Genomic DNA, 12,154 nt, shown 5'->3' on the forward strand with positions numbered 1-12,154 from the left:
ATCAGGCGGGTTTCAGCAGGACGTGCTTTTTCTTCCCCATGGAAAGCTTGATGACGCCTTCCGGCGTGAGGTTGGACGGTGTCAGCACCATCTTCTCGTCGGTCACGGCGGCATCGTTGACGCGCAAGCCGCCGCCCTTGATCTGGCGCCGCGCCTCGCCGTTCGAGGCCACGAGGCCCGCCTTCACAAACAGTCCCAGCACGCCGGCGCCGGCTTCGAGCTCGCCCCGCGAAACTTCCACGGTGGGCAGGCTCTCCGCGATCGCGCCCTGCTCGAAAGTCTGCCGGGCGGTTTCGGCGGCGGTGTTGGCGGCCTCGCGGCCGTGCAACAGCGCGGTCGCCTCCGTCGCCAGCACCTTCTTGGCTTCGTTGATCTCGCCGCCCTGCAACGCCGCGAGCTTTTCGATTTCGCCCATCGGCAGGATCGTGAACAGCTTTAGAAACTTGACGACGTCGGCGTCTTCGACGTTGCGCCAGTATTGCCAGAAGTCGTAAGGCGAGAACTGGTCGGCGTTGAGCCACACCGCGCCCTGCGCGGTCTTGCCCATCTTGGCGCCTGATGCGGTCGTCAAGAGCGGCGTCGTCAGCGCGAACAATTGCGGCGTGCCCATACGGCGGCCGAGATCGACGCCGTTGACGATATTGCCCCATTGATCGGAGCCGCCCATCTGCAACCGGCATCCGGTGCGCCGCGCCAGTTCGACGAAGTCGTAGGCCTGGCAGACCATGTAGTTGAACTCGATGAAGCTCATCTCCTGCTCGCGCTCGAGACGGAGCCGCACCGAGTCCATCGTCAGCATGCGGTTGACGGAGAAATGCCGGCCGATGTCGCGCAGCATCTCGATCCAGTTCAGTTTCGTCAGCCACTCGGCGTTGTCGAGCATGATGGCATCGCTCGGGCCGGAACCGTAGCGCAGTACCTTCGCGAACACGCCACGGATCGAAGCCTTGTTGGCCTCGATTTCCTCGATTGAGCGGATGGCGCGCGATTCATCCTTGCCGGAGGGGTCGCCGACCATGGTGGTGCCGCCGCCCATCAGGGTGATCGGCTTGTTGCCGCTCTGCTGCAGCCAGTGCAGCATCATCATGGTGAGATAGTTGCCGATATGCAGCGATGGCGCCGTGCAGTCGTAACCGACATAGGCGGTTGCCTGGCCCTTGGCGGCAAGTGCGTCGAGGCCCTCGAAATCGGAGCATTGGTGGATGAAGCCGCGCTCCTGTAAAATGTTCAGGAAATCTGATTTAAATGCGGTCATGGCGGGCTGCTTTGATCATTCTATTTTCACTGTAATTGTAGCGAGTTGCGGAACCATGGCGGAACGGGCTGCCGCAAACCCAGGCGCTGTGGCATTATAAGATGTCTGTGTTTGGCACAAGCTGATCGTCGTCGGCGGGACGGATCGAGCAGGGCGTTGCAAAGGCACGATTTAACATGATGTTGACGGCACTTGGTCTGATGAGCGGCACCTCGCTCGACGGGGTCGATGTCGCTTTGATCGAGACCGACGGCCGCCGGGTGAATGCCCTCGGACCGTCCGGATACCGGCCCTATACTGATACGGAGCGCGGCCTGCTGCGTCAGGCGCTGTACGAGGCCGCTGACCTGCCGGATCGCGCGGCGCGGCCCGGCTGCCTGCGCGAGGCCGAGCGGGTCGTGACTGCAGCGCATGCGGAGGCGGTTTCCGCCTTTACTGCGCAACACCGGATGCGCTTCGACGACATCGACATTGTCGGCTTTCACGGTCAGACCGTGCTGCACCGGCCAGAGAAAAAGTTGACGGTCCAGATCGGTGACGCGCCGGCGCTAGCCAAGCTGATCCACGTTCCGGTCATGTTCGATTTCCGCGCTGCCGACGTCGAAGCCGGCGGGCAGGGCGCGCCCTTTGTACCGGTCTATCACCGCGCGCTTGCCCAATCGCTGGACTGGGAGGGGCCGACCGTCGTGGTCAATATCGGCGGCGTTGCCAACATCACCTATATCGACGGCGACACGCTGATCGCCTGCGACACCGGCCCGGGCAACGCATTGCTCGACGACTACATGTTCCGCTGGCTGAACCAGCGCTTCGATAACGAGGGGCGCACCGCCGCGCTGGGCAAGGTTGATGCGGCCTGGATCACCCGCGCGCTGCAGATGCCGTTCTTTTCGCTGCCTCCGCCGAAATCGCTCGATCGCAACGATTTTGAGAGGTTGAAGCTCGGCGATATACCGCCCGAGGATGGCGTGGCGACGCTGACCGCCTTTACCGCAGCCGCGATCGCCCGCGTGGTGCCGCTGCTGCCGAAGGAGCCCAAGAACTGGATCGTGGCCGGCGGCGGCGCGCGCAACCTGACCATGCTGCGGATGCTGCGAGAGTGTCTGGCGCCAGCGACCGTCCGGGCAGCGGACACGCTGGGCTGGGCGTCCGACGCCATCGAGGCGCAGGCCTTCGGATTCCTGGCCGCGCGCGGCCTGAAAGGCCTGCCACTGAGCTACCCCGCCACCACGGGGGTGCCATTCCCGATGACCGGGGGCATCATCGCGCGACCGTGACGCTCAAGCGTCTCCTCAACGTCCTCACAGAATTGGAGCCGATCAAAGCGCACCAAACGTGCACACGCTTTGTTGTTCGGCCAGCGCCGGCGGTCGATTGACAAGTTAATGCACGTGCATCTAGATGGATGCACGTGCATTAATCAGAGGATTGCCATGGCCGCTGCCCTGAAACTGATCAGCCACAAGCTTTGCCCCTATGTGCAGCGCGCGGTGATCGCGCTCGCCGAAAAGGGCGTTCCGTTCGAGCGGATCGATATCGATCTCGCCAACAAGCCGGACTGGTTTCTGAAGATTTCGCCGCTCGGCAAGGTGCCGGTGCTGCTGGTCGAGACCGGAGACGGCGAAGTGGCGCTGTTCGAGAGCAACGTCATCTGCGAGTACATCGAGGAGACGCAAGGAGGCGCGAAACTGCATCCGCAGGATCCGCTTGAGCGTGCGCGCCATCGCGCCTGGATGGAGTTCGGCTCCACCATTCTGAGCGAGCTCTGGGGCCTGGAGACGACGGGTGATCCCGCGGTCTTTGAAATCAAGCGGAAGGCAGTAGCCGCGAAGTTTGCGCAGGTCGAGAAAACGCTCGGCGCGGGACCGTTCTTTGCCGGCAAGGATTTCAGCCTGGTGGACGCGGTGTTCGCGCCGATCTTCCGCTATTTTGATGTGTTCGATCAGTTGACCGATCTTTCGGTCTTTGCCGATACGCCGAAGGTCCGCGCGTGGCGGAAGGAACTTGCGCAGCGGCCGAGCGTGCGCAGGGCGGTCGGACCTGACTACCCGCAACTGCTGCACGCGTTCCTGATGCGTCACGACGCGCATATGTTGAAACTGGCGGCTTAGGTAGCGCCGTGTTGCTGTAGCCCGGATGGAGCGCAGCGCAATCCGGGAGTCGTCACCACTGGCAGCGGCCCCGGATTTCGCTGCGCTCCATCCGGGCTACGCGTCTACGCGTCTCAAATTGACGTCAGCGGACGTTGGCGAGCCGCATGTCGAGATAGCCGGTCACTGTCTCCATCAGCGGCTCCAGCTTGCCGTCGAAAAAGTGGTTGGCGCCCGGGATGATCTGCTGGTCGATCACGATGCCCTTTTGGGTCTTCAGTTTCTCGACCAGCGTGTTGACGTCCTTCGGCGGTACCACCGCATCCTTCTCGCCGTGTACAATCAGGCCCGAGGACGGGCAGGGTGCGAGGAAGGAGAAGTCATAGAGATTGGCCGGCGGCGCGATCGAGATGAAGCCTTCGACCTCGGGCCGGCGCATCAAAAGCTGCATGCCGATCCAGGCGCCGAACGAGAAGCCGGCGACCCAGCAGGCGCGCGCTTCGGGGTTGATGGTCTGCGCCCAGTCCAGCGCGGAGGCCGCATCCGACAATTCGCCGGTGCCGTGATCGAACGAACCCTGGCTGCGGCCGACGCCGCGAAAATTGAATCGCAACACCGAGAAGCCGCGATGCGCAAACGCGTAGTAGCACTGGTAGACGATCTGGTGATTCATCGTGCCGTGAAACTGCGGATGTGGATGCAGGATCATCGCGATCGGCGCGTTCTTCTGCTTGGCCGGATGGTAACGGCCTTCGAGGCGGCCCGCGGGACCGGTGAAAATAACTTCAGGCATTCATGATCCTTGGAAGTGGTCCTTGGCAACGGCCGTGATCCATTGGAGAAGAAATGCGATCAGGCGTCGTTGGGTGGTGCGCAAACGGCGCTCCCGTGAAACTGGTGGCGGCGTTCTAGCATGAGGCGAGGGGCAAAAAGCAAGCATCTTGAACATCTCGAAGGCAGTTCAAGGCGTTAGACTGCGATTGTAAGAGACGGCGCGATCCCCAGTTGCCATAAGGCAACTTGCACAGCCGCGAGGCCGAGCCTTGCGGAAGCCGCTTGCCATTATAGGTAATATCGTACGGACATGCCTGACCGGGTCTATCTCGACTGGAATGCTACGACGCCGCTTCGCCCAGAGGCCAGGCAGGCGATGACGGTCGCCTGGGACATGGCCGGCAATCCGTCCTCGGTTCATGCCGAAGGCCGGCAGGCGCGTCGGCTGGTCGAGGATGCACGCGCTGCCATCGCCGCGGCTGTCGGCGCCCGGTCGCAGGATGTGGTGTTTACGTCCGGCGGCACGGAGGCGAATGCGCTGGCGCTAACGCCGGGACTGCGCCGGGGCGCGGGCGAGCCGGTTCGTCGGCTATTGGTCTCGGCCATCGAACATACGTCGGTGCTGTCCGGGGGGCGTTTCCCGCCGGAGGCGATCGGGACCATCCAGGTCACCGGATCCGGCCTGATCGACATCGACCATCTGCGGAGGCTTCTTGCCGATGGGCAGCCGGCGCTTGTCTCGGTCATGCTGGCCAATAACGAGACCGGAGCGCTTCAACCGGTCGGCGAAGTCGCTGACATCGTGCGTGAAGCAGGCGGGCTGCTGCATGTCGATGCGATCCAGGCGCTGGGAAAAATACCATTTGATATCAAATCGATGAGGACCGATCTGGTCACGCTTTCTGCGCACAAGATCGGCGGCCCCAAGGGCGTCGGCGCGCTTGTTCTGGCCGAGGACGTGCAAGGCCTCGAACCGTTGCTGCGGGGCGGCGGGCAGGAGCTGGCCCGTCGGGCGGGCACCGAGAATGTCGCAGGCATTGCAGCGTTCGGCGCGGCGACTACCTCCGCCATGGCTGCGTTGGCGGGGGACGCTGCGCGGTTGCGAGTTTTGCGGGAGCAGCTTGAGAAGGGGTTGATGCAAACCCCTGGTATGATTGTATTTTCGGTCGATGCCCCGCGGTTACCAAATACCACCCTGTTCACCGTTCCCGGCCTCAAGGCCGAAACCGCCGTGATTGGCTTCGATCTCGGCGGTATTGCGGTATCTTCGGGGTCCGCCTGCTCGTCCGGCAAGGTCCAGCCGTCTCACGTCTTGGCCGCCATGGGGGTTGGTGGGGAACTGGCGCAGGGAGCGGTGCGGCTCAGTCTGGGCTGGTCTACCTCGGAGACAGACATTGATTTGGCCCTGGAGGCTTGGCGAAAGCTTGCTGATGCCTTACTTAGAGGGCGACGAAACACAGCTTGAAACGTTCTAAGTGAGTTTCGCCGGAACGCTTCGTCACTGATTTGGAATTGTTCCACCGCGGTCCTTGAAACCGCGAGCGGAGGATGGAATGCCAGCCTTACAAGAGACGGTCGAGCGCGTCAGGCGTATCGACGTCGACCAGTATCGATATGGATTTGAGACGCTGATCGAGTCCGACAAGGCCCCCAAGGGTCTCTCGGAAGACACCGTCCGCTTCATCTCAGCGAAAAAGAACGAGCCGGCCTGGATGCTGGAATGGCGTCTGGAGGCCTATCGGCGCTGGCTGACCATGACCGAGCCGACCTGGGCCCGCGTCAACTATCCCAGGATCGACTACCAGGATCTCTATTACTACTCGGCGCCGAAGCCGAAGAAGCAGATCGGCTCGCTCGACGAGATCGATCCGGAAATCCTCAAGACCTATGAGAAGCTCGGCATTCCCTTGCGCGAGGTCGAGGTGCTCGAAGGCGTCGTCAAGCCGGAAGGCGAGCGCAGGATCGCGGTCGACGCCGTGTTCGACTCGGTTTCCGTCGCCACCACCTTCCAGAAGGAATTGAAGGCGGCCGGCGTAATCTTCATGCCGATCTCGGAGGCGATCCGCGAACATCCCGAGCTTGTGAAGAAGTATCTCGGTTCGGTCGTGCCGACCTCGGACAATTACTTCGCGACGCTGAACTCGGCGGTATTCTCCGACGGCTCGTTCGTCTACGTGCCGCCGGGCGTGCGCTGCCCGATGGAGCTGTCGACCTATTTCCGCATCAACGAGCGCAACACCGGCCAGTTCGAGCGCACGCTGATCATCGCCGACAAGGGGTCTTACGTCAGCTACCTCGAAGGCTGTACCGCACCGCAGCGCGACGAGAATCAGTTGCATGCCGCAGTCGTCGAACTCGTCACGCTCGACGATGCCGAGATCAAATACTCGACGGTGCAGAACTGGTACCCCGGCAATTCCGAAGGAAAAGGCGGCATCTACAATTTTGTCACCAAGCGTGGCGACTGCCGCGGCAACAATTCGAAGATCTCCTGGACCCAGGTGGAAACCGGTTCGGCGATCACCTGGAAATATCCGAGCTGCATCCTGCGTGGCGACAATTCTCGCGGCGAGTTCTACTCGATCGCGATCTCGAACGGTCACCAGCAGGTCGACTCTGGCACCAAGATGATCCATCTCGGCAAGAACACGACGAGCCGGATCATCTCCAAGGGTATCGCTGCGGGCGTCTCGCAGAACACCTATCGCGGTCTCGTCACCGCGCATCGGAAAGCCACCGGCGCGCGTAACTTTACCGCCTGCGACTCGCTCCTGATCGGCGACAAATGCGGCGCGCACACGGTGCCCTACATCGAGGCGAAGAATTCTTCCGCCCTGTTCGAACACGAAGCGACCACGTCGAAGATTTCCGAGGACGTGCTGTTCTATTGTGTGCAGCGCGGGCTGTCGCAGGAAGAGGCCGTCGGCCTCGTCGTTAATGGTTTCGTGAAGGACGTGCTGCAGCAACTGCCGATGGAATTCGCGGTTGAGGCGCAGAAGCTGATCTCGATCTCGCTGGAAGGCAGCGTGGGATGATCACCGGGGATGTCCGCGAGACGCGCGCTCTGCTGCCGGTCTTGAACGAGATCGATGAAAGCAGTCTGTCGCAGCTCGACAGTTCGGAGTGGTTCCGGCCAAGCGCCGCGCAAGCGCGCCGCCTTGAGGCCACCGCCGACAGGCTGGGCGTTTACTTGATGGCCTATCGAGCGAACTGCCACGCGGCTGCCGGCAAGGGACTTTGCAATTTGATCGCCGCCGCGGAGCTCGATGCGGCCAAGATTGACGAGATCGCAAGTCTGGAAATCGCGTATCCGGGCGTCACGATCGTTGCGTATGAGCGCCCGATCCGGAAGCGCCACTAACGAATTCGACAAGGGAAAGCTATGCCATTACTCGAAGTCAAAGATCTGAAGGTCCGCGTCGAGGAGCGTGAGATTCTCCACGGGCTTTCGCTCACCGTGAACAAAGGCGAGGTGCACGCGATCATGGGGCCGAACGGCTCCGGCAAATCGACGCTGAGCCATGTCATCGCCGGCAAGCCGGGCTATGAAGTCACTGGCGGCGAAATCCTGTTCAGGGGTGAAGACGTGCTGGAGATGTCGCCGGACGAACGCGCCGCCAAAGGTGTGTTCCTGGCGTTCCAGTATCCGGTCGAAATCCCCGGCGTCGCCACCATGAATTTCCTGCATGTAGCGCTGAATGCGCAGCGCAAGGCGCGCGGAGAGAGCCAGCTCACGACGCCGGAGTTTCTGAAAAAGGCCTATGCAGCCGCGGCCAGTCTGAATATTCCGCGCGACATGCTCAAGCGCGGCGTCAATGTCGGCTTTTCCGGCGGCGAGAAGAAGCGCAACGAGATCTTGCAGATGGCGCTGTTCGAGCCTGCCGTCTGCATCCTCGACGAAATGGATTCCGGCCTCGATATCGACGCGCTCCGTGTCGCGGCCGACGGCGTCAATGCGTTGCGTTCGCCTGACCGTGCGATGGTCGTGATCACGCACTATCAGCGGCTCCTCAACTACATCGTGCCTGACTTCGTGCATGTGATGTCGAAGGGCCGGGTCGTGAAAAGCGGCGGCAAGGATCTGGCGCTGGAGCTCGAGGCTTCCGGCTACGCGCAGTTCGAAGACGCAGCCTGACAGGTATCGTGATGAATTTAGCTTTGGCAAAGAACGAGACGGGACGCGCGCTGAGCGACAGCTTCGCCATCGCGCGCGACCGGCTGCCGGGCACAGGCAGGGTCGCCGAGGCGCGAAGCGCCGCTTTCGAGGCCTATGACCGTGCGGGCCTGCCGCACCGGCGGATCGAGGACTGGAAATACACCGATCTGCGCGCGCTGATGCGCGAAGTGCTGCCGCTGGCGCCCACACCGGACGCCGCTGCGCTGAAGCGGGCTGCAACGGCCGTGAAGCTGCAGGCGATCAAGGGCGTGCGCCGGCTGGTGCTGGTGGACGGCGTGTTCGCGCCAAAACTTTCCGAACTGGACGGGCTGGAGAAGGGCGTTGCCGTCGGTACCCTGCGCGGCGTTCTGGAATCCGGCGAAGCCGCCCTGCAGGCCCAATTGTTTTCGCTCGACAGCGCCAATCCGATGGTCGCGCTCAACAGTGCGATGATGACCGACGGCGTGGTGATCCAGATCGCCAATGGCATCGTGCTGACGCAGCCGTTGCAAATCATTCATGTCGCGACGGGTACCACTCCCACGGCGATGTTCACCCGCTCGCTGCTGCGGCTCGGCAAGGATGCCGGCGTGACGCTGGTCGAAAGCTACATCGCAGCCGATGGCGCGAAGACCTATCAAGCCCACGACTCGCTGGTCGTAGCGATCGGCGACAACTCGCGGCTCGACCATGTCCGGCTGGTCGAGGACGGCCGTGAGGCCTTCAACATCTCCTCCGCCGTCATCACGTTGGGCGCGCATGCGCATTTCAACACCTTTGGCATGACCTCGGGCGCGGCCGTCAGCCGCTATCAGGCCACCATTGCCTTCGCCGGCGAGGGCTCCCGGGTCGAGACCAACGGCGTCAATCTGCTCAATGGCCGCCAGCACGCCGACACGACGCTGTTCATGGACCACGCGGTGCCGCATTGCGCCAGCCGCGAGGTGTTCCGCGCCGTCGCCGACGACCGCGCCCATTCGGTGTTCCAGGGCCGCATCATCGTGCGCCCCCAAGCGCAGAAGACCGACGCCAAGATGATGACGCGGGCGCTGTTGCTGTCCGACGAGGCCGAGGCCGACAACAAGCCGGAACTCGAAATCTTTGCCGACGACGTTACCTGCGGCCATGGCGCCACCACGGGCGCGCTCGATGAGAGCCTGCTGTTCTATCTGCGCGCCCGCGGCCTTTCCGAAAAGGAAGCCCAGGCGCTGCTGATCCAGGCCTTCGTGGGCGAGGCCATTGAATCGATCGTCAACGATGATCTGCGCGAACTCGCGATTGCAGCCGCGCAACGTTGGCTGGAGGCAAGGGGATGACAATGCATCCGGCGGTTTCCAACGGTGCATATGACGTCGCCCGCGTGCGGGAAGATTTCCCCGCGCTGGCGATGAAGGTTTATGGCAAACCGCTGGTCTATCTCGACAACGCCGCCTCGGCGCAAAAGCCGAATGCGGTGCTCGACCGCATGACGGAAGCCTACAAGAGCGAATACGCCAACGTGCATCGTGGCCTGCATTACCTCGCCAATGCCGCGACCGAGGCCTACGAGGGCGCCCGCGCCAAGGTGGCGAAATTTATCAATGCGGCGCGCAGTGAAGAAATCATCTTCACCCGCAATGTCACCGAGGCCATCAACCTCGTGGCATCGTCCTGGGGCGAGCCCAACATCAAACCGGGCGACGAGATCGTGCTCTCGATCATGGAGCACCACTCCAATATCGTGCCCTGGCATTTCCTGCGCGAGCGCCATGGCGCGGTGATCAAATGGGCGCCGGTCGACGACGACGGCAATTTCCTGATCGAGGAATTTGAGAAGCTGCTGACGTCGCGCACCAAGCTCGTCGCCGTCACCCAGATGTCGAACGCGCTCGGCACCTTCGTCCCGGTCAAGGAAGTCGTGAAGCTCGCCCATGACCGCGGCATTCCGGTGCTGGTCGATGGCGCGCAAGGCGCGGTGCATCTGCCGATCGACGTACAGGACCTCGATTGCGATTTCTATGCCTTCACCGGCCACAAGATCTATGGTCCGACCGGCATTGGCGCGCTCTATGCCAAGCATGAGCACCTGGTGGCGATGCGGCCCTATAACGGCGGCGGCGAGATGATCCGCGAGGTGGCAAAGGATTGGGTCACCTATGGCGACCCGCCGCACAAGTTCGAGGCCGGCACGCCGCCGATCGTCGAGGCGATCGGGCTGGGCGCTGCGATTGATTACGTCAATTCGATCGGCAAGGATCGCATTGCCGCCCACGAGCACGATCTTTTGAATTACGCCCAGGAGCGGATGCGCGAAATCAACTCGCTCCGCCTGATCGGCACCGCGCGCGGCAAGGGACCGGTAATTTCCTTCGAGATGAAGGGCGCTCATGCCCATGACGTCGCGACCGTGATCGACCGCCAGGGGATTGCGGTGCGCGCCGGCACCCATTGCGTGATGCCGCTTTTAGAGCGGTTCAACGTCACAGCCACCTGCCGCGCGTCGTTTGGAATGTATAATACCCGGGAAGAAGTCGACCATCTGGCACAGGCGCTGATCAAGGCGCGGGAATTGTTCTCATGAGTGACACAGCCGAAGTCAAATCAGCCAATATGGAAACCATCTCGGCGCTGCCGCCCGAGGAGACCGAGCGGCTGGGGACCGAAATCGTCGCCGCGCTGAAGACGGTCTTCGATCCCGAAATTCCGGCCGACATCTACGAACTCGGCCTGATCTACAAGGTTGACCTCAAGGACGACCGTGGCGTCGACGTTATGATGACGCTGACCACGCCGAACTGTCCGGCGGCCGGCGAACTGCCGACCATGGTGGAGAACGCGATCGCCAGCGTTCCCGGTGTCGGCGTCGTCAATGTGAATCTGGTGTGGGATCCGGCCTGGACGCCGGATCGTATGTCCGACGAGGCGCGTCTCGTCCTCAATATGTGGTGAAGGTATCCGTTGCCTAAATTATCCGGTGTCATCGAGACCGCGCTTTACGTTGATGACCTCGACCGCGCCCGCGCATTTTACGAGAAGGTGCTCGGGCTTGTGCCGCTGACGGCCGACTCGCGATTTCTTGCCTATGATGTCGGCGGCCGCAGCGTGTTGCTGCTCTTTGTCCGCGGTTCGACACCCGAGCCGCTCCAACTACCCGGCGGGACCATTCCGCCGCATGACGGCAGTGGTCCTATTCACATGGCCTTTGCCATTGCGGCGGCCGAACTGCCGGCCTGGGAAAAGTCGCTTGGTGAGTACGATATCGCGATCGAAGGCAGGACGGACTGGCCGCGCGGCGGAAAAAGCATCTACTTCCGCGATCCGGACAATCACCTGCTGGAGCTGGCGACACCGGGAATTTGGGCGATTTACTAGGATGCTTGCGGTTCGTTTCGACGGGTTCTGATCGAGTTCATGACGAGAGACCTTCACAGCGGGAATTTCGTTGTTATTTTAATGGCAAGATAGTTCGTCGCCATGATGCGACGCGGGAGATCGACTGCAATGGATACCACCGTCCAGTCTTCCAAGCCGAAGCCGCGGCCGCGCCCGCAGGTCATGAAACTGACTGAAGCGGCGGCGCAGCGGATTACGGAGCTGACCAAGCGCGCCGATTCCGAGATCGTCGGGCTTCGCGTCGGGATCAAGAACGGCGGCTGCGCCGGCCAGTCCTACACGGTGGAATATGCCCATGAGATCCGCCCGACCGACGAAGTGGTCGAGGACCGCGGCGTGAAGATCCTGGTCGATCCCAAGGCGGTCCTGTTCCTGCTCGGCACCGAGATGGATTACAAGGCCGACAAGATGCAGGCCCAGTTCATCTTCAACAATCCGAACCAGGTCTCCGCCTGCGGCTGCGGCGAGTCGGTGCAACTGACGCCGGCGAAGGTCTAACGACCGCAT

13 protein-coding genes are annotated in these 12,154 nt (G+C 62.2%); 11 read left to right on the forward strand and 2 right to left on the reverse strand.

The window, feature by feature from the left end; genetic code table 11:
* Window position 1 precedes the first annotated feature (1 nt).
* Window positions 2-1,255, reverse strand: coding sequence for a tyrosine--tRNA ligase (gene tyrS, locus IVB22_RS32125; protein ID WP_247521178.1), 1,254 nt, complete (start codon window positions 1,253-1,255; stop codon window positions 2-4).
* Between the two features lie 176 nt (window positions 1,256-1,431).
* Here tyrS and IVB22_RS32130 point away from each other — a divergent pair, with 176 nt between their 5' ends.
* Entirely contained in the window at window positions 1,432-2,532 is a 1,101-nt protein-coding gene (locus IVB22_RS32130) for an anhydro-N-acetylmuramic acid kinase (RefSeq protein ID WP_247521179.1), read from the forward strand.
* Window positions 2,533-2,688: 156 nt separating this feature from the next.
* Complete coding sequence (locus tag IVB22_RS32135) at window positions 2,689-3,366, forward strand: glutathione S-transferase family protein (RefSeq protein ID WP_247521180.1); 678 nt, start codon at window positions 2,689-2,691, stop codon at window positions 3,364-3,366.
* Between the two features lie 124 nt (window positions 3,367-3,490).
* On the opposite strand, the gene IVB22_RS32140 is transcribed toward IVB22_RS32135, so the two are convergent.
* Entirely contained in the window at window positions 3,491-4,138 is a 648-nt protein-coding gene (locus IVB22_RS32140; protein WP_025589847.1) for an alpha/beta hydrolase, read from the reverse strand.
* Between the two features lie 291 nt (window positions 4,139-4,429).
* Here IVB22_RS32140 and IVB22_RS32145 point away from each other — a divergent pair, with 291 nt between their 5' ends.
* The 9 genes from IVB22_RS32145 (at window position 4,430) to IVB22_RS32185 (ending at window position 12,145) form a co-directional block, all read left to right on the forward strand.
* Complete coding sequence (locus IVB22_RS32145) at window positions 4,430-5,584, forward strand: cysteine desulfurase family protein (RefSeq protein ID WP_247521181.1); 1,155 nt, start codon at window positions 4,430-4,432, stop codon at window positions 5,582-5,584.
* 88 nt (window positions 5,585-5,672) lie between these two features.
* Window positions 5,673-7,154 carry a Fe-S cluster assembly protein SufB gene (gene sufB / locus IVB22_RS32150; RefSeq protein ID WP_247521182.1) on the forward strand — a complete coding sequence of 494 codons (1,482 nt, stop codon included), beginning with the start codon at window positions 5,673-5,675 and terminating at the stop codon, window positions 7,152-7,154.
* Window positions 7,151-7,480, forward strand: a complete 330-nt coding sequence (locus tag IVB22_RS32155) for a hypothetical protein (protein ID WP_247521183.1) — start codon at window positions 7,151-7,153, stop codon at window positions 7,478-7,480. The genes sufB and IVB22_RS32155 overlap by 4 nt, the downstream gene beginning before the upstream one ends.
* A gap of 21 nt (window positions 7,481-7,501) precedes the next feature.
* Window positions 7,502-8,254, forward strand: a complete 753-nt coding sequence (gene sufC, locus IVB22_RS32160) for a Fe-S cluster assembly ATPase SufC (RefSeq protein ID WP_247521184.1) — start codon at window positions 7,502-7,504, stop codon at window positions 8,252-8,254.
* A gap of 11 nt (window positions 8,255-8,265) precedes the next feature.
* Window positions 8,266-9,591: a Fe-S cluster assembly protein SufD gene (gene sufD, locus IVB22_RS32165; RefSeq protein ID WP_247521185.1), complete on the forward strand. Its 1,326-nt coding sequence runs from the start codon at window positions 8,266-8,268 to the stop codon at window positions 9,589-9,591.
* Window positions 9,588-10,835, forward strand: coding sequence for a cysteine desulfurase (locus IVB22_RS32170; protein WP_247521186.1), 1,248 nt, complete (start codon window positions 9,588-9,590; stop codon window positions 10,833-10,835). The genes sufD and IVB22_RS32170 overlap by 4 nt, the downstream gene beginning before the upstream one ends.
* On the forward strand, window positions 10,832-11,203 hold the full coding sequence (locus IVB22_RS32175; RefSeq protein WP_247521187.1) for an SUF system Fe-S cluster assembly protein: 372 nt from the start codon (window positions 10,832-10,834) through the stop codon (window positions 11,201-11,203). The genes IVB22_RS32170 and IVB22_RS32175 overlap by 4 nt, the downstream gene beginning before the upstream one ends.
* A 9-nt stretch (window positions 11,204-11,212) precedes the next feature.
* Window positions 11,213-11,626 carry a VOC family protein gene (locus IVB22_RS32180; protein WP_247521188.1) on the forward strand — a complete coding sequence of 138 codons (414 nt, stop codon included), beginning with the start codon at window positions 11,213-11,215 and terminating at the stop codon, window positions 11,624-11,626.
* A gap of 129 nt (window positions 11,627-11,755) precedes the next feature.
* Window positions 11,756-12,145 carry an iron-sulfur cluster assembly accessory protein gene (locus IVB22_RS32185; protein WP_214491417.1) on the forward strand — a complete coding sequence of 130 codons (390 nt, stop codon included), beginning with the start codon at window positions 11,756-11,758 and terminating at the stop codon, window positions 12,143-12,145.
* The last annotated feature ends 9 nt before the right edge of the window (window positions 12,146-12,154 follow it).

It is taken from the genome of Bradyrhizobium sp. 190, from assembly GCF_023073415.1.
Classification (GTDB): Bacteria; Pseudomonadota; Alphaproteobacteria; order Rhizobiales; family Xanthobacteraceae; genus Bradyrhizobium.

Excerpts from the sequence above, each read along its gene's own strand:
- tyrS (WP_247521178.1), bottom strand. The coding sequence starts at position 1,255 with ATGACCGCATTTAAATCAGATTTCCTGAACATTTTACAGGAGCGCGGC.
- IVB22_RS32130 (WP_247521179.1), top strand. The coding sequence starts at position 1,432 with ATGATGTTGACGGCACTTGGTCTGATGAGCGGCACCTCGCTCGACGGG.
- IVB22_RS32135 (WP_247521180.1), top strand. The coding sequence starts at position 2,689 with ATGGCCGCTGCCCTGAAACTGATCAGCCACAAGCTTTGCCCCTATGTG.
- IVB22_RS32140 (WP_025589847.1), bottom strand. The coding sequence starts at position 4,138 with ATGCCTGAAGTTATTTTCACCGGTCCCGCGGGCCGCCTCGAAGGCCGT.
- IVB22_RS32145 (WP_247521181.1), top strand. The coding sequence starts at position 4,430 with ATGCCTGACCGGGTCTATCTCGACTGGAATGCTACGACGCCGCTTCGC.
- sufB (WP_247521182.1), top strand. The coding sequence starts at position 5,673 with ATGCCAGCCTTACAAGAGACGGTCGAGCGCGTCAGGCGTATCGACGTC.
- IVB22_RS32155 (WP_247521183.1), top strand. The coding sequence starts at position 7,151 with ATGATCACCGGGGATGTCCGCGAGACGCGCGCTCTGCTGCCGGTCTTG.
- sufC (WP_247521184.1), top strand. The coding sequence starts at position 7,502 with ATGCCATTACTCGAAGTCAAAGATCTGAAGGTCCGCGTCGAGGAGCGT.
- sufD (WP_247521185.1), top strand. The coding sequence starts at position 8,266 with ATGAATTTAGCTTTGGCAAAGAACGAGACGGGACGCGCGCTGAGCGAC.
- IVB22_RS32170 (WP_247521186.1), top strand. The coding sequence starts at position 9,588 with ATGACAATGCATCCGGCGGTTTCCAACGGTGCATATGACGTCGCCCGC.
- IVB22_RS32175 (WP_247521187.1), top strand. The coding sequence starts at position 10,832 with ATGAGTGACACAGCCGAAGTCAAATCAGCCAATATGGAAACCATCTCG.
- IVB22_RS32185 (WP_214491417.1), top strand. The coding sequence starts at position 11,756 with ATGGATACCACCGTCCAGTCTTCCAAGCCGAAGCCGCGGCCGCGCCCG.